This window comes from Actinophytocola sp., from assembly GCF_045807065.1.
Classification (GTDB): domain Bacteria; phylum Actinomycetota; class Actinomycetes; order Mycobacteriales; family Pseudonocardiaceae; genus Actinophytocola.
The window spans coordinates 1-19630 of record NZ_JBJMIE010000595.1 but is presented as its reverse complement, the minus strand read 5'-3'; the positions used below and the strand labels follow the sequence as shown (position 1 = coordinate 19630).

The 19630-nt window shown below is 73.9% G+C and carries 18 protein-coding genes; 7 read left to right on the top strand and 11 right to left on the bottom strand.

All coding sequences use genetic code 11. From position 1 onward, the window contains the following. The 3 genes from ACJ73U_RS34940 to ACJ73U_RS34930 all read right to left on the bottom strand — a co-directional run. Nucleotides 1–440, bottom strand: a 440-nt coding sequence (locus tag ACJ73U_RS34940; protein WP_407782031.1) for a hypothetical protein, incomplete at its 3' end; no start/stop codon positions are given. Continuing rightward, complete coding sequence (locus ACJ73U_RS34935; RefSeq protein WP_407782030.1) at nt 437–2236, bottom strand: thiamine pyrophosphate-requiring protein; 1800 nt, start codon at nt 2234–2236, stop codon at nt 437–439. The genes ACJ73U_RS34935 and ACJ73U_RS34940, both read right to left, overlap by 4 nt. Nucleotides 2237–2439: 203 nt before the next feature. Then, nucleotides 2440–2913, bottom strand: a complete 474-nt coding sequence (locus tag ACJ73U_RS34930) for a hypothetical protein (protein WP_407782029.1) — start codon at nt 2911–2913, stop codon at nt 2440–2442. A gap of 219 nt (nt 2914–3132) precedes the next feature. On the opposite strand from ACJ73U_RS34930, the gene ACJ73U_RS34925 reads away from it, so the two are divergent. From ACJ73U_RS34925 to ACJ73U_RS34915, 3 genes are all read left to right on the top strand, one after another. Further along, nucleotides 3133–3840, top strand: a complete 708-nt coding sequence (locus ACJ73U_RS34925) for a GAF and ANTAR domain-containing protein (RefSeq protein ID WP_407782028.1) — start codon at nt 3133–3135, stop codon at nt 3838–3840. Between the two features lie 48 nt (nt 3841–3888). Continuing rightward, nucleotides 3889–4644: a GAF and ANTAR domain-containing protein gene (locus ACJ73U_RS34920; protein ID WP_407782027.1), complete on the top strand. Its 756-nt coding sequence runs from the start codon at nt 3889–3891 to the stop codon at nt 4642–4644. A gap of 62 nt (nt 4645–4706) precedes the next feature. Beyond that, nucleotides 4707–4958 carry a hypothetical protein gene (locus tag ACJ73U_RS34915; RefSeq protein ID WP_407782026.1) on the top strand — a complete coding sequence of 84 codons (252 nt, stop codon included), beginning with the start codon at nt 4707–4709 and terminating at the stop codon, nt 4956–4958. Nucleotides 4959–5163: 205 nt separating this feature from the next. Here ACJ73U_RS34915 and ACJ73U_RS34910 read toward each other — a convergent pair whose 3' ends face one another. From ACJ73U_RS34910 to ACJ73U_RS34895, 4 genes are all read right to left on the bottom strand, one after another. Beyond that, nucleotides 5164–6396: a cytochrome P450 gene (locus ACJ73U_RS34910; RefSeq protein ID WP_407782025.1), complete on the bottom strand. Its 1233-nt coding sequence runs from the start codon at nt 6394–6396 to the stop codon at nt 5164–5166. Nucleotides 6397–6602: 206 nt separating this feature from the next. Then, a complete protein-coding gene (locus ACJ73U_RS34905) occupies nt 6603–7217 on the bottom strand; it encodes a chemotaxis protein CheB (RefSeq protein ID WP_407782024.1) in 615 nt (204 codons plus the stop codon). A gap of 297 nt (nt 7218–7514) precedes the next feature. Continuing rightward, complete coding sequence (locus tag ACJ73U_RS34900; protein WP_407782023.1) at nt 7515–8384, bottom strand: LLM class flavin-dependent oxidoreductase; 870 nt, start codon at nt 8382–8384, stop codon at nt 7515–7517. A gap of 98 nt (nt 8385–8482) precedes the next feature. Continuing rightward, nucleotides 8483–9127 (bottom strand): class I SAM-dependent methyltransferase, encoded by a 645-nt coding sequence (locus ACJ73U_RS34895; protein ID WP_407782022.1) that lies wholly within the window; start codon nt 9125–9127, stop codon nt 8483–8485. A 126-nt stretch (nt 9128–9253) separates the two neighbouring features. Here ACJ73U_RS34895 and ACJ73U_RS34890 point away from each other — a divergent pair, with 126 nt between their 5' ends. After that, the gene (locus ACJ73U_RS34890; protein WP_407782021.1) at nt 9254–10309 is read left to right on the top strand and encodes an alpha/beta fold hydrolase; all 1056 of its coding nucleotides are present in this window, start codon (nt 9254–9256) and stop codon (nt 10307–10309) included. Between the two features lie 70 nt (nt 10310–10379). Beyond that, entirely contained in the window at nt 10380–13580 is a 3201-nt protein-coding gene (locus ACJ73U_RS34885) for a hypothetical protein (protein WP_407782020.1), read from the top strand. A gap of 95 nt (nt 13581–13675) precedes the next feature. Here ACJ73U_RS34885 and ACJ73U_RS34880 read toward each other — a convergent pair whose 3' ends face one another. Continuing rightward, nucleotides 13676–14236, bottom strand: coding sequence for an HdeD family acid-resistance protein (locus ACJ73U_RS34880; protein ID WP_407782019.1), 561 nt, complete (start codon nt 14234–14236; stop codon nt 13676–13678). A 121-nt stretch (nt 14237–14357) separates the two neighbouring features. On the opposite strand from ACJ73U_RS34880, the gene ACJ73U_RS34875 reads away from it, so the two are divergent. Continuing rightward, entirely contained in the window at nt 14358–15404 is a 1047-nt protein-coding gene (locus ACJ73U_RS34875) for an NAD-dependent epimerase/dehydratase family protein (RefSeq protein WP_407782018.1), read from the top strand. 391 nt (nt 15405–15795) lie between these two features. Here ACJ73U_RS34875 and ACJ73U_RS34870 read toward each other — a convergent pair whose 3' ends face one another. From ACJ73U_RS34870 to ACJ73U_RS34860, 3 genes are read right to left on the bottom strand one after another with little or no spacing between them, the layout of a single operon-like run. After that, the gene (locus ACJ73U_RS34870; RefSeq protein ID WP_407782017.1) at nt 15796–16875 is read right to left on the bottom strand and encodes a sensor histidine kinase; all 1080 of its coding nucleotides are present in this window, start codon (nt 16873–16875) and stop codon (nt 15796–15798) included. After that, nucleotides 16862–17542: a response regulator transcription factor gene (locus ACJ73U_RS34865; protein ID WP_407782016.1), complete on the bottom strand. Its 681-nt coding sequence runs from the start codon at nt 17540–17542 to the stop codon at nt 16862–16864. The genes ACJ73U_RS34870 and ACJ73U_RS34865 overlap by 14 nt, the downstream gene beginning before the upstream one ends. An 8-nt stretch (nt 17543–17550) precedes the next feature. Continuing rightward, the gene (locus ACJ73U_RS34860; RefSeq protein WP_407782015.1) at nt 17551–18903 is read right to left on the bottom strand and encodes a hypothetical protein; all 1353 of its coding nucleotides are present in this window, start codon (nt 18901–18903) and stop codon (nt 17551–17553) included. Between the two features lie 143 nt (nt 18904–19046). On the opposite strand from ACJ73U_RS34860, the gene ACJ73U_RS34855 reads away from it, so the two are divergent. Next, nucleotides 19047–19630: glycosyltransferase family 2 protein (locus ACJ73U_RS34855; protein ID WP_407782014.1), on the top strand; the 584-nt coding region annotated here is incomplete at its 3' end.

Sequence of the window (19630 nt, the reverse complement as noted above, 5' to 3'; positions counted from 1 at the left end):
GCGTAGGTGGCTGTGGTGACCCACCCGTACGCGAGGTGGGGCACGACGTCGGACACCCAGTCCGACAGCGACCACTCCCGCGGGTTCGACACCCCGATCGCCGCCATCGGCGCGGCCGACGCGGCGATCGCGCCCACGGTGGCGAGGGCGCCGGCCACGGTGGTGGACGGCCGCCATCCGGCGGCACGGGCCGCGCCGTACCCGGCGCCCACGACCAGACCCGACAGGATGCCGAGCAGCGCACCGGCGCCCGAGACGCGGTTCTCCCGCCCCTCGGCCGGGATGGTGACCTCCGCGAGGTCGGCCAGCCGTTCGACGCTCTGCTCCGGGGTCTGGCTCGCCGGCCGGCCGCGGAGCACCATGTCCAGGTAGGTGACGGCGTGCAGTGCCGTGGTGCCCGCCGCGCCGGCGGCCACACCACGCAGGACGGCTCGCATCATGACTCCTCCTGCCGGTCGCGGTCGTCGTGGCCTTCGTCGGCGCGCTGGCGCAACACCTGCTCACGTGCGCCGCTGTCGGGTTCCTGTGCCAGGCCGCGGTAGATCATGTCCGCCTTCTCGTCGGGCAGGTGCGGCGCGAGGAGCGGGACGTGGGCGTCGACGACCGCCTCGACCACGACCGGGCGGTCGGCCGCGAACGCGTCGGTCCAGGCCTTGTCGACGGCGTCGGGCGAGTCGACGCGGATGCCGCGCAGGCCGAGCAGCTCGGCGTAGCCCGCGTACGGGAAGTCGGGCACCCGCTGGGAGGCCGGGAACCGGGGGTCGCCCTCCATCTCCCGCTGCTCCCAGGTGACCTCGTTGAGGTCGCGGTTGTGCAGCACCAGCACCACGAACCTCGGGTCGGACCAGGACCGCCACCGGTCGGCCACGGTGATCAGCTCGAGCAGCCCGTTCATCTGCATCGCGCCGTCCCCGACCAGCGCCACGACCGGCCGGTCCGGCGCGTCCAGCTTGGCCGCGAGCCCGTAGGGCATGGCACAGCCCATCGCCGCCAGGTAGCTCGACACGTGCGCCGGCGCACCGGACGGCAGCCGCAGGTGCCGGGCGTACCAGTAGGTCGCCGACCCCACGTCCACCGCGACCCGCACGTCCGCGGGCAGGTGGCCGGACAGCTGCCGCACGACCAGCTCCGGGCTGAGCGGCTCGGCGGCGAGCCCCGCTCGCCGCTCGGCCAGCTCGTGCCAGCGGGTCACGCTCTGCCGCACGCGGTCCTGCCAGGTCCGGTCGGGGTTGCGCGGCAGGTGGGTCAGCAGGCCCGCGAGGGTCTCGCGCGCGTCCCCGACCAGCGCCACCTCCACCGGGTACTTCGCGCCGACCACCCGGGCCTCGATGTCGATCTGCACGGCCCTGGCCTGCCCGGGCTTCGGGTAGAACTCGGTCCACGGGTCGTTGCAGCCCACGATCAGCAGCGTGTCGCAGCCCGCCATCAGCTCCGCGCTCGCGGTCGTGCCCAGGTGCCCCATGACCCCGGTGTGCCACGGCGCGCCCTCGTCGAGCACCGGCTTGCCCACCAGCGACACGGTCACCCCCGCGCCCAGCCGCTCCACGACCGCCTCGACCTCGCGCACCGCGCCCGCGGCGCCCCGGCCGACCAGCAACGCCACCCGCCGGCCCTTCTCCAGGACCTCGGCGGCCCGACGCAGGTCCTGCCGCGGCGCCACGATCGTCGGGTGGCCGACCACGGCCGAGGACGGCACCACGCCGTGGGTGTGCGGCGGCTCGTCGACCGCGTCGACGCGCTGCACGTCGTGCGGGAGGATCAGGCAGGTCGGCGTGCTGGTGGCGATCGCGGTCCGCATCGCGTTGTCCAGCAACAGCGGCAGCTGCTCCGGCGCGAACACCGTCTGCAGGTACTGACCGCAGACGTCCTTGAACAACGCGTGCAGGTCGACCTCCTGCAGGTACCCGCTGCCCAACGCCGTCGACACGACCTGCCCCACGATCGCGACCACGGGGCGCCGGTCCAGCTTGGCGTCGTACAACCCGGCCAGCAGGTGGATCGCGCCCGGCCCCTGGGTGGCCAGGCACACCCCCGGCTGCCCGCTGTACTTCGCGTGCCCCGACGCCATGAACGCGGCCATCTCCTCGTGCCGCGCCTGGACGAACTCCGGCTCACCGTCGGCGCGGTGCAACGCGGCGAGGATGGGGTCGATCCCGTCCCCGGCGTAGCCGAACACCCGCGGCACACCCCAGTCCCGCAACCGGGACACCAACGCGTCAGCGACCGTGCCGGTCACGCGGTCACCTCCAGCACCGTCTCGAGCCAGCCCTCGTCGCGGCGGTCGAACGCCTCGTAGGCCTCGACCTCGTCCACCCGGATGTCCCCGATCCCGTGCCACACCACTGCTTTCATGAGCCCTCCTCAGGCCGCCCGTCCCGGCGGCTTTCCCGGCGCCGGCGCCGACAAACGCGGCGCCGGTGGTCACCCCGTGCGCCTGCCTCAGGCCGCGCCCAGCCACTCCGGGGTGGGCATCCGGTGGTGCCGGCACCAGTCGAGCTGGTCCGTCGTCCACCCCAGGATGATCATGACGGCGTCGACCACCGCCGGTGGTGGGGCGAGCAGCGCCAGGTGAACCTGCTCGTCGGCGTCCGCCGGGTGGCCGTTGACGCGGGCCAGGAACGCGCGGACCGCGGGGGCCAGGCTGTCGATGTCGATGGGTGACTCGTCCTCGTCCGCCAGGTCCAGGCTGATCAACTCGGTGCCGTCCAGCGGCTCCATCCGGCGCAGGGCCAGAGCCGCGTTCAGCTCGATCAGCTCGGTCAGGACGCAACGCAGCCGGTCCCGCGGCTCGGGGTCGGCGGCGATGCGCGAGCGGAGGTATCCCGCCGCCCTCGCCCACCCGCGGCGCCGGACCGTGGTGACCACGGTGGCGACGATGGTGCGCGCGGCCTGCCGGTCGGACATGAGTGTCATGGAGGCGGCTTACCCCGCAACACTTCCGGCACACGTGCACGTCCGGGCACCGCGTGCGCGACCTGGTTCGCGGGGTCCGAACTCGGTGCGCCCGCCGATCCGTCCGTCCGACACAATGACGACGGCGGTCGGCGTCGATCCCGGCGTTGAGTGATGATGGACATCCGCGGGAGCGCCGGACGGAGGCTGCCGACGGCACAGCGCGGAGGTGGCGAGGCGGTGGACGGCGAACGCCATCAGCGGCTGTGGCGGCTGGTCACCGACCGGGCCCACGGCAGCGACTTCGCCGGCTGGGCAGAGGTGGTCTGCGCGGTCGCGGTCGACCAGACGGACGTCGACGGGGCGGCGATCTCGTTGCGGACCTCGGCGCGTGCCCAGGAACTGGCCGCGGCCAGCGACCCGTGGGCGCGGCGTCTCGAGGAGCTGCAGTACACCGTCGGCGAGGGCCCCGGGGTGGAGGCGTTCACCACGGCCGGCCCGGTACTCGTCGCCGACCTGCCCGACGCCGGATCGCGGTGGCCCGGTTTCGTGGACACGGCCACCGTCGACGGGCTCGCCGCGGTGTTCGCCCTGCCGTTGCAGGAGGGAGCCATCCAGCTGGGCACGCTCGACCTGTACCGGCGCCGGCCGGGTGCCCTGTCGACCGAGGCACTGGCCGACGTGGCCGTCCTGGCCGACCTCGCCACCGGCGCGCTGCTGACCGACGCCACACCGGACGCGGCGACATCGTGGGCGGGCGGGGAGGCCCCGGGGCACTACGACGACGTCAACGTGGCCACCGGCATGCTCGCCGCCGAACTGCGGATCACCGTCGACGACGCGTTCCTGCGGCTGCGGGCGCACGCCTTCAGCACCGGCCACCCGCTGCTCGACGTCGCACGCGCGGTGCTCAACCGCCAGCTCCGGGCCGACACCTTCCAGGAGTGAGCCCACCGCCCCCGGCAGGAATGCCGGCACCGACCGTATGCTGACCGGGTGCCCACCGCGCAGGACCGCGACAGCGACGGCGTCAGTGACGCCGTCGCCGCCATCACCGCGCGGCTCGCGGCGCGCCATGACGGTCTGACCGTCCTGCGGGCCGTCACCGACGCCTGCGCTTCCGCGCTCGCCGCCGACGCGACCGGTGTGATCATCGCCGACCCCCGTGGCGGGTTCGAGCTCATCGCCGCCTCCGACGAACACGCGCGGTTCGTCGAGCTGCTGCAGACGCAGACCCAGGAAGGGCCCTGCCTGGACTGCATCACCGGCAACGTCGAGGTCACCGCCACCGACCTCGACACCGACGCCGACCGGTGGCCCCGGTTCGCGCCCGCGGCGACGGGGGCCGGGTTCCGGTCGATGTACGCCTACCCGATGCGGTTGATGAACCGCGTGGTGGGTGGTCTCAACATGTTCTACACCTCGCGCACCGACCTGTCGCAGTCCCGGCGCAGGCTCGCCCAGGCACTCGCCGACCTCGCCGTCCTCGGCCTCACGCAGGAACGGGACCAGCGGCGGGTCGAACGGCTCGCGGAGCAGACGCTCACCACCCTCAACGACCGCGCGCACCTCGGCCACGCGGTCGGCATCATCGCGGGCACGCTGGGCGTCACCCCCGAGGCCGCGCGTGCCATGCTCGCCGACCACAGCGCGGCCACCGGCCGATCGCTGCGCGAGCTGTCCCACGCGGTCACGAGCGGCGCCCTCGCGCCCGCCGGCCTGCACGACGCGCCGGCCACCGGCCGCGGCTGACCCCGGATCGCACCGGTCACCGGGGTAGCGTGAAGAGAGGTCCGGCCGAGGAGGCTGCTCTCGTGCCACTGCCCGACCGACATCGCCGGGAGGAGTCCGCGCGCCGACTCCTGGACCGGCTGCGACTGCGGACCGCCCTGAACGAAGGAGTCGGGATCCTGCAGGTCTGGAACGTCTGCGAACAGCAACAGGCCCGCGACCAACTCCTCGCCGACAACGGCGCCGCCGGGCAGGACGCCGAAGCCGACCGGATGATCGCGGCCATCGACGCCGTCGCCGAGGACAGAGCGGACCCGGACGCCAACTGGGACTGACCCGCCCTCGTCCTGGTCGAGGCGCCGGCGGGCGTCCGGGGTGCGGCCGGCTACGTCCACGGCCGGTAGCGCGCCGCCTCGGCGGCGTGCGCCGCTCGCGGCACCGGCCAATGCCGCCTTCGGCGTGCCAGCGTGTGCCCGCTGGGGCAGGACCGCCTTCCGAGCGGTCTCCCCCGGGCGGCCACGGGTCGGGCCCGAGCGGTACTCACCAACCGCTCGCGGCCGTGCCGGTCGGGACGAGCACGAACCCGCTCCTGGGTCGCGCCGGGACTCGTCGCAGCGAGATGGTCAGGTCCTGTTCGGGCACCTCGAAGTCCAGGCGTGCCAGGCACACCGCGAGGGTCCGCAGGATCGACACGGTCAGGGGTTCGCCGGGACAGCGGTGGTTGGTGTGCGGGTCACCGGCGCCCTGGGGCACCAGCTCGAACGGCCCGATGTCGCGGCCGAGGAAGCGTTCCGGCCGGAACACCCACGGGTCACCCCACAGCTCCTCGTCGTGGTTGTGGCCCCACAGGTCGAGCAGCACCATCGCGTGCTCGGGGATGCGCTCACCGCGCCATTCCAGGTCCCGCACCGCGCGGCCGCCGATGAACGGGGCGAACGGGTAGAAGCGCCGCAGCTCGTGCGCGAACGCCTCGGCGACGTCGCGGTCCCCGTCGCGCAACCGCTGCCGGTACCGCGGCCAGCGGTGCAGCGCGTGGCCGGCGTAGGCGACGAACCAGCACACCGCCACGGTCGGGCGGATGACGTTCAGCAGTTCGACCGCCGCCAGCCGGGGCGACAGCTCCTCGCCGTCGACCTCCCGGTGCCGGCTGACGACCTCGAGCGCGCAACCCGGCCGCACGTCGAGCACGCCGTCACGCACCCGCGTCACCAGCCGCGAGAGCCACGCCTCCCGCCGGCCGCGCGCGGCACGGGCCCGCCAGTGCCGGGGACCGGGTGTCGCGAAACCGTCGACCATCGCCACGAGGTCCCGCGCCACCGCCGGCACCTCGTCGTCGCTGATCGGGACACCGGCCCACCGGCACACGGCACGGGTGATCACGCGGGCGGCCTCGTCGAACAGCACCACCGGCTCTCCCGGCTTCCACGAGGCCACCGCGTCATGCCACGACTTCTCGACATCGTCGGCCAGCGCCCGCGCGGTCTCCCTGGTCACGACCGCGAGGAAGATGCCCTTGCGGCCGCGGTGCGTCTCGCCGTCGAGCGTGTGCACCGCGTGCCGACCGAACAACGTGTTCTGCACCGGCCACGGGATGGCGGTGTGCCGCCGCACGTGCTCCTCGTCGTAGAAGAACCGGGCCGCGTCCGGGCCGCACAGGCCGACCGCACGCTGGCCCAGCACCCGGCTCCGCGCCACCCCGGACGCCGACCGCGCCCGCCGCGCCGGCAGCCAGCCGTACCCCTCGAGCAACACCGACACCGAACTGTCAACCACAGGTGGAAATCGCATGCGGGACGGGGTGCCCCGCCGCGACTCCGGCAAACAGCAGGGGTTTTAGCCGCGGGACAGCACGGCGACGTCGAGTGCCAGTGGGCGGAAATCGTTGTGCCGGCTCAGCCGTGCCCGCCGGCAGGAGGCGAGGGACCTCGGCTCGCGCTGGGTTTCGCGTGCTGGGGAGCGACGGCCCGCGCGGTGAAACGTCAGCTGCGCCGCAGGTGCCGGTTGTCGCGCACGTGGGCCAGAATGGCGGCGGCGAGGTCGGGTAGCGGAAGTACAGCTTGGACCAGTCCGGTGTCGGCGGCCGCGGCAGGCATGCCGCCGTATGCCGAACTGGCCTGGTCCTGGGCGAAGACGGTGCCGCCGTAGTGGGCGACGGCACGGATGCCGGCTTGGGCGTCGGTGCCTCTGCCGGTGAGCACCACGGCGAGTGCTCGGGGTCCACACGTGACGGCCAAGGTCGCGAGCAGCAGGTCGGCGGAGGGACGTGCGGGAGGAATCGCTCCGGAGTCGATCAGACCGATCCGTGCCGGGGCGCTGATCAGGACGTGCCGACCTGGCGGTGCCACGAGGACGTGCCCCGGGGTGAGGGTGTCGTTCTCGCGGGCGAGGGTGACGGTGAGCGCGGTGCTCCTGTCGAGCAGGGCGGTCAGGTGGTTGGTGTGGTCGGGCTGCTGGTGCTGGACGACGACGACCGCGGCCGGCAGGTCGGCCGGCAGCGGCGACAGCACCTGGCACAGGGCGTTGAGGCCACCCGCGGACGTGACCAGGGCTACGACGGGGAAACCCGGCACGTCGGCGGTGCTGTGGTTCGACACGGGCCGTGCCCGGCTAGTTGACGGTCGGGGTCCGCGCGGTCCGGAGAAGTTCCCACAGCTCCCCGGCAGCGCCGGCACCACAGTACGTATCGCCGTTGGCCATGACCGAAGACCCGTCTCGAAACCGCGAACGATTCCGCGTCGGTGACACCGTCGCGGACGGTCCGCCGGGCTGATGGGCCGAGTTGTCCACGACCATCCGATACTACGCCCCGACCTGGTCCAATGATCCCTGCCGACCGCCCGTGCCGCTCGCCGGCGCCCGCAGCGCGGGGAACGGCACCTCCCCTCGACGACTCAGCTCAGTCCGGCGGCGTCGGCGGTCAACGTGACCTGGCGGACGTCCGGGTTGCAGGGGAACAGGATCAGCTCGTCGCAGCCCGCTGCCGTGAAGGCGGCGACGGCATCCGCCACCTTCTGCCGCGTGGTGAGCGCGGCGCCGATGATCCGGGTGGCGAAGTCGCCGAGGAAGCCGTAGTAGTCCCCCAGGTACCGGCGCGCGTGCTCCTCGGCGTCCGCGCCCAGGCTCACGTACGCGATGGCGACCAGGCGGGGCTCGCCGTCGCGGCCGGCCGTGCGCCATGCCTGCCGGGCCTGGTCCGCGCCGGCGGCGAACGCGTCTGGACCGCCGGCGCCCAGGACCCAGCCCGCGCCGAACGCGGCCATCCGGCGGAACGCGGCGGGCGAGCCACCACCGATCAGCAGCGGCGGACCACCTGGTCGCACCGGGGCCGGCCCGATCGCCCCGGCATAGCCCCTCGGCTCCCCCGCCCACACGGCCCGCATCTCGGCGAGCTGCGCGTCGAAGGCCTTCCCCCGCCGGCCGTACGGCGACGCCGTCGCCTCGAAGTCGTCCTGGCGCCCGCCGACCGCGATACCGACCGTCAGCCGGCCGCCGGCGATACTGTCCACCGTGGCCAGTTGCTTGGCCAGCAGGGCGCCGTTGCCCCGGTACGGACCGATCAGGACCGCGGTGGTCAACCCGATGCGCTCGGTCACCGCGGCCGCGGCCGCCAGCGTCGGCACGGTCTCCAGGTTGCCGTACACGAGGCGGTCGAGCGTGCCAAGCGTCGAGAAGCCGGCCTGTTCGGCGGCCGTGGCCCAGTCCAGAACCAGGCGTCCGGGGATGCCGGGGATGGTGGAGGGCAGTCCGATGCTGATGTCCATGAAAAGTTGCAACAAACTCCGGCCGGTTACTATTCGCGGTCCAGCAGGCGGGCCTGGTCACCAGCACCACCAGCCGTTACGCCCGGCCGGACCACGGTTCAACCGGCCGGTCGCGTGGTCGCCGCCCCCAGGACGAGAGGACGGACCACCGACGGCATCCCGCGCCACTGGTTGTCGGTCACCCACTCGATGTCGAACCGTTCGGTGACGAGGTCGAGCGTGTCGCGGTCGCACCGGCAGCCCTGTGCGAACACCGCCCACGGGCCGGCGTACCGGGTCTGGCGGCGGGCCAGCTTCGGGTCGCCGGCCCGCACGTGCTCGCAGAACAGCAACCGGCCGCCGGGCCGGAGCACGCGCGCGATCTCGGCCAGTACCGGTTCGACCTCGGCGACCGTGCACAGCACGAGCGTCGACACGACGGTGTCCACGCTGCCGTCCGCGACCGGGAGCGCGTCGGCGCCCGCCTGGACGACCCGCATCGGGGCGTGGCCCGCCGCGCGGCGGCGCACGCGCCGGAACATGGCCGGCACGGGTTCGGTGAGGATGACCTCCTCCGCAGCGGGTGGGTAGTGCGGGACGTTGAGCCCGGTGCCCGCCCCGATCTCGACCACCCGGCCCCGTGCCCGGCCAACCAGTTCCGCCCGGTGGTCACGCATGCCCAGCCGTTCGCCGCGACGCAGGAACGGCTCGTACAGCACCGCCCCGAACCGGGTCCACGGGCCGTCTCCATGTGGTGTGGTCATTCACCCTCCTAGGTGTTGCCTAGGAGTGGAACAGTCGCCGTCCGCCACCCGCGTCGCCCGGATGAGCCATTTCCACGATGGCGGAATCCGGCCATGCGCGTGCGGGAGGCGGCTTAGACTCCGTCGATGTCGACCACCCAACAGGTGATTCGCTTCACCGACGCCGGCGGCCGCCGGCTCGCGTGGGGCAGCGCCGGCACCGGGCCGCCGTTGGTGCTCGGTGGTTGGTGGTGCGGCCACCTGGAGATGGACTGGCGCAACCCGCTGTTCCGGCAGTTCCTCGACCTGCTCACCGAGCGGTTCACGGTGATCAGGTACGACCGGCCGGGCAGCGGCCTGTCCGACCGGGCCGGACCGCCGGCCACCTCCCTCGCCGAGGAGGTCGCGGCGCTGGCCGCCGTCATCGACGAGGTCGGTGACCGGGTGTGCCTGTTCGGCGGCTCGTCGGGTTCCTGTGTGGCCGCGGCCTACGCCGCGACGCATCCGCGGCGCGTGGACCGGCTCGTGTTGTACGGCGGCTACGCCAACGGCACCGACATCGCCGGCGCCGAGGCCCGCGAGTCGATCCTGGCCGCGGTGGCCCGGCACTGGGGCGTGGGCTCCCGGTTGCTGGCCGACGTCTTCCTACCGGAAGCGACCGCGGCGGAACGCGATGAGCTGGTGAGGCTCCAACAGGCGTGTATGACGAAGGAAAACGCCGCGGCCTCACTCGCTGCGGTGTACACAATGGACGTACGGGAACACCTGGCCGCGATCACGGCCCCCACCCTGGTCGTGCATCGCCGCGAGGACCGGGCGATCCCGTTCGGCCTGGGCCAGGACGTCGCGGCCCGTGTCCGCGGCGCCACCTTCGTCGCTGTCGACGGGATGGACCATTTCCCGTGGCGGGGGGACATGGTGGCGGTCGCGCGGGCCATCCTGTCGTTCCTCACCGGCGAACAGCCGACCGAGAGGCGCGCGGCACCCGCGTCACCGGCGCTGCCCGCCCTGCCCGCACTGTCCACTCGGGAGATCGAGGTCCTGCGCCTTGTCGCACAGGGCATGAGCGACCAGGAGATCGCGCGACAGCTCGTGCTGAGTGTCCACACGGTACACCGCCACGTGGCGAACGTCCGGCAGAAGCTCGACGTGCCGTCCCGCACGGCGGCCGCGGCGCGGGCCGCGAGAGCCGGCCTCATCTGACCGGTGGCGGGAACCGGGGGTGGCGCCCACCCGTCGGTACCGTGACCGCACCGAGCATCGGGAGTCCGGAGTGTCACGTACCGCTGTCGCCGTCCTGTCCAGTCTCGTGGCGCTCGGCGCGTTCACGCCGGCCGGCGCCGGGGCGACGACGGCCGTGCGCTACGGCGCGCCCGTCGCGGTCGCCGGGATCGGCGAGGAGGGGTACTCCGGCGACGGGCTGCCGGCCACCGAGGCCCGCATCAGCGGCTCGGGCGGTATCGCGGTCGCGCCCGACGGCACCCTCTACCTCGCCGACCAGTGGAGCGGCCGGGTCAGGGCAGTGCGCCGCGACGGCGTGATCGACACCGTGCCGGGTGGCCGCGCCCTCCGATCCCCCGCGACCGACGGGCCGGAAGGCGACGGCATCCAGTACAGCCCGAGCGACCGGCCCTACGACGTCGCGGTCGGGCCGGACGGCGCGCTCTACGTCATCGGCCACGACTCTCTGCGCAGGCTCGCGCCCGACGGAACCGCCACGAAGATCCTCGACGCGTCGGACACGCGGGTCGACGACCCGTCGGACCTGGCGGTCGCCGGCGGCGACCTCTACCTCGCCGGCCGGGACCGGGTCGTGCGGATCCCGCCGAGCGGCGCGGTCACGGTACTCGCCGGTGGCGGCCCGACCGACCCGTCCGCCGCCGAGGGCCGCCCGGCGACCGAGGTCCGGCTCCTCGGCGACGCCACCGGCATCGCCGCCACCGAGAGCGGCACGGTCTACCTCATCGCGCCGAGGGAGCGGTCCGACGAGAACTACCGCGCGCTGTACCGGATCGACCGGGACGGCACGCTGCACCTCGTCGCGGGCGCCGGGGAACCCGGGTTCGCCGGCGACGGCGGCCCCGCGGTGAAGGCGCGGCTGAGCGGCGACCTCGGCGGGGTGGCCGTGGCCGGCGACACCGTCTACGTGTACGACCGCGGCAACGGCGTCGTCCGCGTCATCGACCGCGACGGCGACATCGACACGATCTCCCCGCCGGCCACCGGGTCCGGCGGCGGCCTGGCCGTCGGCCCCGGCGGCGACCTGTATCTCAAGGCAGGCGCGCGCGTGTACCGGCTGCCCCACGAGGCGGGCAGGCCCAAGCCGGCGAGGGTCCGTACGCCCGACTACCCCACCCGGTACTCCGGTGACGAGCCGGGCACCGTGCACACCGTCGCGGGCTCCGGCGCCGAGGAGGACCTCACCGCCGACCTGCCGCCCGGCGACCAGCACAGCCGGCTCCGCCTGGCGGTCGCACCGAACGGCGACCGGTACTACGCGGACGCGGCACGGCACGTCGTCGTGCGGGTCACCGAGGGCGGCGCGGAATCGGTGGTCGCCGGCACCGGCGAGCCCGGCTTCTCCGGCGACGGCGGACCGGCGAGGGCGGCCGCGCTGCACACCCCGACCGGGGTGGCGGTGGGCCCGGACGGCAGTGTCTACATCGCCGACTCCGGCAACGAGCGGCTGCGCAGGATCGACCCGTCCGGGGTGCTCACCACGGTCGCCGGCGACGGTCAGGCGGGCACCCCGGGCGGCTCTTTCGGCGAGACGGTCGCGGTCACCGGCGACGGTGGGCCCGCGACCGCCGCGACCGTGACACCCGTCGACGTGGCGGTCGCCGGGGACGGCACCCTCTACGTCGCCGAGGACGACGACAAGCGGATCAGCCGGATCACCCCGGACGGCGTGATCACCACGTTCGTCGGCGGCGGTCGCCGGTGGATGGACGACGCCGACGGGCACCCCGCGAGTGAGGCGGACCTCTTCCAGCCGCGGGCCGTGACGCTGGGCCGGGACGGGAGCGTGTACTTCATCGACAACGGCGCCGCGATCACCAACCCCGCGGTGCGGGTGGTCGACCCGGCCGGCATCGTGCGCACAGTCGCCGGCGATGCCTACCGCTCCGAGTCGGAGGCCGGCTTCGGCGGCGACGGCGGACCGGGCACCAGGGCGGAGCTGAACAACCCGGTGGACATCGACGCGGCCCCGGACGGCGTGCTGTACATCGCGGACAGCTTCAACAACCGGGTGCGCGCGCTCGACCCGGCCGGCACGATCACGACGTTCGCCGGCACCGGCGAGCGCACCGACAGCGGCGACGGCGGCGCCCCGGCGAAGGCCGCGGTGGAGGAGCCGCAGTCCGTGGCGGTCGGCGCCGACGGGTCCGTTGCGGTGATCAACGGCCCCGGCGACCGGATCCGCGTGTTCGACGCCGGCCACGTCACCACCGACGAGATCGACGCACCGGCGGCGAAGCGGCGCGAACGGGCGACGGACACCGCGATCGACGCGCGCGGGCTCGCCGTCGACCACGACGGCCGGCTGCTCGTGACGCACGCGGCGGGTGTGTACGCCGTGGACGGGCGCGGAATGGTCACCACGGCGCTCGACGACCGGCGGTTCGCGAACGCGGCGCAGGTCGAGGTCGGTCCGGACGGTTCGCGGTACGTGGTGACGCGGACCCTGGTGACCCGGGTGCCCGTCGACGGCGCCCCGGTGGTCGTCGCCGGTGGGGGGCCGCTGACGGGCGACGTGCACGGCAGGCCGGCGACGCTCGCGTCCCTGGAGCGGGTCGTGGACGTGGCGATCAGCCCGTCCGGCCGGCTGTACGTGGCGCTGCCCGACGTCGTGTACCGGGTCGGCGAGGACGGCACGCTGGCGCGGGTGTTTCGCGGCGGCGAGGTGAGCGCCGTCGCGGTGGGCCCCGGCGAGGACCTGTACGTGGCGGCCGCCGAGGATCAGGACCACGATCAGGACCACGACCGCGTGTACCGCGTTGCGCCGGACGGGACCCGCACCCTGGTCGCGGGCGGCGGCGAGAACACCGGCGACGGCGAGGACGCCACCGACGTGTCGCTGTTCGGCGCGTCGGACGTGGTGGTGGACGCCGTCGGGAACGTCTACGTCGGCACGTTCGACGGAGTCCGCCGGATCGACCCGGACGGCGTCGTCACGACGGTCGCGGAGAACCCGTCGGTGGACGGGACACGCACGCTGCTGGGGCCGCTGGCCGTGGACCGGGCCGGGAACGTGTACTTCGTGGACCGCACGCACCACGACGTGCAGGTGGTCGTGCGACCGGGTGAGCTCCGCGGCCCGTTCCCGTGGGGCACGGTCGTCTGGCTGACGCTCGGCGTGGTGGTGCTGCTCGGCGCCGCGTATTTGGGCCGCCGCTGGTGGCTGCACCAGCCGGCGCCGACGACCCGCGAGCCGACGACACCCGCCACCGAAGAACCGCGGGCGCGGGAGTAGTCCCGGCTCGGTGCTCACCCGGACCGCGGAGTTCTTCCCGCCCTGAGGGGGGTGAGCCGGGACCGGAGTCCCGGCTCACCCGGGGACCGGCGTGCTCAGCCGCCGACGCCGGCGCCGCGCGGGGGCGCGGTCGTCCGGTGGGTGGTGGCCTGCCGGTGCTGGAAGTACAGGATCAGGGCCGAGATGCCGTAGAACAGGCTGAAGAGCCCGAACACGGTGGCCAGTGAGAGGGCGCCGATGTCGGGCCGGATGAACAGCACCACCCCGAGGCCGATCGACACGAGCCCGGTCAGTCCCCACATCGCCCGCTCGCCCGTGGTCTCGCGGTGCTGGAAGGCCATGGCGACCTCGGTGACGCCGGTGACGACCGCCCATGCCGCGACCCAGATCGTCAGCACCAGCGCCGTGATCCCGGGCCAGGCGATGGCGATCACGCCCGCGACGAGCGAGAGCACCGCCAGCAGCAAGTAGCCGACGACCGGGCCGACGCGGTCGCTGCTGAACGCACGCATCGTGTCCGCGGCCGCCGCGACGAAGGCGTAGACGGCGAACAGCAGCACCACCGCGCCGACCGTGACACCCGGCCACGCCACCGAGACGATTCCGATCACGACGGCCAACAGTCCTCGCCACAACAGAGCAGATGAGTACGACATAGCGGAATTGTCCTGCCGCACGCGGTAACGAATCGACGGCCAGCGCGGCGGATCTGACGGTTCGGTGACGTGCCGCCCCGCGGTGTCGCGCGCCGGCGGTGGTGCGGCCTAGCGTCGCGGCATGCGAGTGTTGGTCACCGGCGGCGCCGGTTTCATCGGCTCCCACGTGGCGGAGGCGCTGTCGGAGCGCGGTCACGACACGGTTCTCGTGGACAACCTGCTGCCCAAGGCGCACGGCGAGGCCACCGCGTTCGCGGGGGTGGTCGGCGACGTCCGGGACCCGTCGTTGCTGGCCGGGTTGTTGAGCGGGATCGACGTCGTCTGTCACCAGGCCGCGGTGGTGGGGCACGGCGTCTCACCGGCCGACGGGCCGGAGTACGTGCTGCACAACGACTACGGCACCGCGGTCCTGCTGGCGGCCATGCACGAGGCGGGTGTCGCTCGCCTGGTGCTGGCGTCGTCGATGGTGGTGTACGGCGAGGGCCGCTACGAGTGCCCGGTGCACGGCGTGGTCCGTCCCGGGCCGCGCAGCCAGTCCGCTGTCGACAGTGGACGGTACGACCCCCCGTGCCCGTCCTGCGGCGCGGCGCTGTCGCCGGGCCTGGTGCCCGAGGACGCGCCGCTGGAACCGAGGAGCACCTACGCGGCGACCAAGGCGGCGCAGGAGTTCCTGGCCTCGGCGTGGGCGAGGCAGACAGGTGGCCGGGTCTGGGCGTTGCGGTACCACAACGTGTACGGCCCGCGGATGCCGAGGGACACGCCGTACGCCGGGGTCGCGTCGCTGTTCCGCTCGGCGCTGGCACGCGGTGCCGCCCCCACCGTGCTGGAGGACGGCAACCAGCGCAGGGACTTCGTCCATGTACGGGACGTGGCGCTGGCCAACGCACTGGCGGCGGAAACCCCGGCAGCGCGCGGGTCCCTCGTCCCGGTGAACATCTGCTCCGGCACACCGCACACCGTCGGCGAACTGGCCGCCGAACTCGCGAAGGCGTGCGGCGGCCCGGCTCCCCGCGTGGTGGGCGGCAGCCGGCCGGGCGACGTCCGACACGTGGTCGCCGACCCCCGCGCGGCCCGCGAGAAGTTGGGCTTCACGGCGACCACCTCCTTCGCGACGGGCATCGCCGAGTTCGCGACCGCCCCGCTACGCGCCCCGGCCGCGGTGACGTGACGCCTGCGGGCCTCACACCACCGCCAACGGAGACGCACCTCGAAGCGGCAACCCGGCCGTGGCAGTTCGCCCGGATCCATCCCCAGCGGCAGCACCGAATTCACGACCACCCGGCTGCGCGCCTCGGCCGCAGTGACGTGACGCAGACCGACCTCACACCACCGCCAACGGGAGCCGCACCTCAAAGCGCAACCCGACCGTGGCAATTCGCCCGGATCCATCCCCAGCGGCATCACCGAGTTCACGACCACCCGGCTGCGCGCCTGGGCGCGGCCCGGCTGGCGTGCGCCGGGCAGGGCCACGATGGACAGGGCGGTGAAGAGCCCGCGCAGTGGCCGCCCAGCGGCAGCCCCGGTTTGCCCGGCACGCCCGTGCGATGCGCCCACCGACCTCACACCACCGCCAACGGGAGCCGGACCTCGAAGCGGCAACCCGGCCCGTGGTTGTGGGCCTGGATCCGGCCGCGGTGGGCCTCGACCAGTCCTTTGGCGATCGCGAGGCCGAGGCCGCCGCCCGCCTGTTCCTCGTCGAACGGTGCGGGTGTCCGGGCGGCGCTCCCGCGGAACGCCACGTCGAACACCCGGGCCAGCTCGGCGTCCGGGATGCCGCCGCAGCCGTCGTCCACCGCGAGCACGGCGTCCGGGCCGTCGACGCCGATCTGCACCGCCACGGTGCCGTCCGGTGGGGTGTGGCGGATGGCGTTCGAGACGAGGTTGCCCACCACGCGGGCCAGTTCCGGGTCGGAGCCGAGCACGACCGGTGCGGTCGGCGCGTCGGTCAGCACCCGCACGTGTTTGCGCTTCGCCACCGGCGCCTGTGCCGCGAGGACGTCGCTGACCACCTCGCGGAGCGCGACCTGTGACATGGTCAGGCGCAGCGCGCCGGCGGTGATCCGCGACAGCTCGAACAGGTCGTCGACCATACCGGCCAGGCGCCTGCTCTCGCCGCTGATGCGGTTCGCGTAGCCGGCGACCTCCGCCGGCGAGGACACGACCCCGTCGGCGAGTGCCTCGGCCATCGCGCGGATGCCGGCGAGCGGGGTGCGCAGGTCGTGGCTGATCCACGCCACCAGCTCCCGCCGCGACGCCTCCACCGCGCGCTCCCGCTCCCGGGCCTCCCGCTCCCACACGCTGCGCCGCGCGATCGCCCGTCCCAGCAGCACCACCACCGGCAGCGTCACGACCAACACCAGCAGGCACACCAGGGCCATCGTGGTGAGCGTGGTGTCGAACATGAACCCGCTGACGCCGAGGACACCCGTCAGCACGGCCACCATCGGCACGACGACCAGCACGGTCATGGTCGTGGTCAGCGAGCCGCGGCGGACCCCGTACAGCAGCGCCGAGCCCAGCGCGACCACCGGCAGCACGAGCACGAGCGCCACCGGCAGGATGTGCAGGGCGTGCTCGACCATCGTGCCGAAGGACTCGTCCGGGTTGATGACGCCCTGCGCCTGGTCACGCACGGTCATACCGGTAGCCCACTCCCCAGACCGTCGCGATGCGGATCGGCTTCGCGGGCGTCGTCTCGATCTTCTCGCGCAACCGGCGCACGTGGACGGTCACCGTCGACTGGTCGCCGAAGTCCCAGCCCCACACCTTCTCCAGCAGCTGCTCCCGGGTGAACACCGCACCGGGATGCGCCAGGAAGAACGCCAGCAGGTCGAACTCCCGTGTCGTCAGCGACAGGTCGTCACCACCGCGGGTGGCCCGGCGCGCGGCCACGTCGAGCCGCAGGTCGCCGTCGGCCAGCTCGCCGGACGCCGGCGACGAGAGCGAGCGCCGCAGCACCGAGGACACCCGCAGCGCCAGCTCACGCGGGCTGAACGGCTTGGTCACGTAGTCGTCGGCGCCGAGCGACAGGCCGGCGATCCGGTTCTCCTCCTCGCCGAGCGCGGTCAGCATCACCACCGGCACGGCACTGGTCGCCCGCAGCCGCCGGCACACCTCCAACCCGTCGACGTCCGGCAGCATCAGGTCCAACACCACCAGGTCCGGCCGGAGCCGGGCGGCCAACGCGAGCGCCTCCTCACCGGTGCCGGCCAGCGCGACCTGGTGCCCGGCCAACTCGAGGTACCGGCGCACCACGTCCCGCACGGTCAGGTCGTCGTCCACGACGAGCACCTTCGACCGGCCCATTCCCCACCTCACCAAGTCGTCAACAGCACGTGCTGGACCACGAGCGCCGTCCCGGCCTGCGCCGCGAGCCACCATCGCCGCGACACCGGCGGCAGCGACACGACCGCGAGCACCAGCCACACCGCGAACGGTAGCCAAATCCGCTCGACCTCGGCCTTCGACAGGCCCGAGAGGGTGGCGGTGAGCACCGCGAGCACCGCGCCGCGCACCAGCGCGCCGACCGGCTCGGCCGGCCGGCGCAGCCCGGTCAGGAAGTCGGTGCGGCGCAGCCCGGCGACCACCGCCGGCCCGATCGCCAGGACCAGGCAGGCGAGGTCCGCCCACACCCAGTACCAGTAGGGCCGGTGGGCGGCGATGCCCTGGTGGTACCGCTCCACCACGAGGCGGTACCCGTCGAGCCACCAGAACCCGGCCAGCGCGAACACCCCGGCCACCGCCAGCGCCCCCGGTACCGCGTAGCACAGCGCCCGCCAGTTCCGCGTCACCAGCACGACGGCCAGCGCGATCGGCGCCATCAGCAGCAACCCGTAGGACAGGAAGATCCCGAAGCCCAGCACCACGCCGCCGGCCACGCACAGCACCCGCCCACCCCGGCTCGCCCCGACCGCGAACAACGCGACACCGCTCGCCGTGACGCCCGTGAACAACGCGTCGGCGGACACCCCCAGCCAGACCGCGCCCGGCAGCAACGCGACGAACGGCACCGCCGCCCGGGCCAGGTCCGCGCGGCCCAGGGCGGCGACCGTCACCGGCACGGCGACCGTCGCCGCCGCGCCCGCGAGCACGCACACCACCCCCGCCGCGCCGCCGCCGGAAAGCCCGAGCCGGTCCAGCCAGACGAACACGAGCGTCGCGCCCGGTGGGTGGCCGGCCACGTGCGTCGGCCACGAGGCCGGCTGGAAGTCGAGGATCCGCGCGGAGAACGTCGACAGGAACCACGGTATGTCGGTGATCCGGTGGACGACGCCGAGGTACTCGCCGCCGGCGGCAAGCTGGTGGGCGACGCCGCGGTGCCAGCCGTCGACCAGCGCCAGCGCGAAGATCCACGCGACCGACGTCAGGTAGCCGGCGGCGAGCAGCACGCGCCAGCGCAGGCGTACGGCGAGGGCCGGGCCCCACAGCACGGTGGCGGCGGCGATCATCACCGCGAACAGGCTGCCGGGCCCGACCCTGGGGTAGAGGTCCGCGAGCACCGGGTACTCGCCGAAGCGCGGTGCCGCCCGCGGGTTCAGGGCGGCGCCGTAGTTGCGGGCGCCGGTCAGGAAACCGACGGCGGTGGCCAGCAGCACGAAGCCGATCGCGGCCGCACCGACGAGCAGGTCGGTGCGGGCCGTCTTGCTGGCAGGCGGGGACACGACCACGAGTGGACCGTAGGGCAGGCGAACGCGCCGCCGCGCGGCGCAAGCGGATCCGTCACAGCCCCGTAAGATTCGCCCCGCCGTCACAGTTCGGTAAGCAGCGCAAGGCTTTCCGGGGGTCGCCACGCACGCCTAGCTTTCCAGGCATGGACGCAGTCGACGTGGTTCTCCCCTGTCTCGACGAGGCCGCCGCACTCCCCGGTGTGCTGGCCTCGCTGCCCGCGGGCTACCGGGCGATCGTGGTGGACAACGGATCCACCGACGGCTCGCCGGCGGTCGCCGCCGCGCACGGCGCGACGGTCGTGCACGAAGCACGCCGGGGCTACGGCGCGGCCGTCCACACCGGACTGTCGCACGCGCGCACCGACATCGTGTGCTTCCTCGACGCGGACGGCTCGCTCGACCCGGCCGAACTGGCGCCGCTGGTGGCAGCCGTCGACGCCGGCGCGCACCTGGCCGTGGGCCGCCGCGTGCCGGTCGCGCGCGGTGTGTGGCCGTGGCACGCCCGCGCCGGGAACCACGTGCTGGCGAGGTTGTTGCGGCGACGCGGGCTGGCGGTGTCGGACATCGCCCCGGCACGCGCGGTGCGCCGCGCCGACCTGGTGGCGCTCGGCGTGCGGGACCGCGCGTTCGGCTACCCGCTCGAACTGCTGCTGCGTGCGGCCGCCGCGGGCTGGACGGTGGTCGAGCACGACGTCGCGTACCACCCGAGGGCGGTGGGGACGCGTTC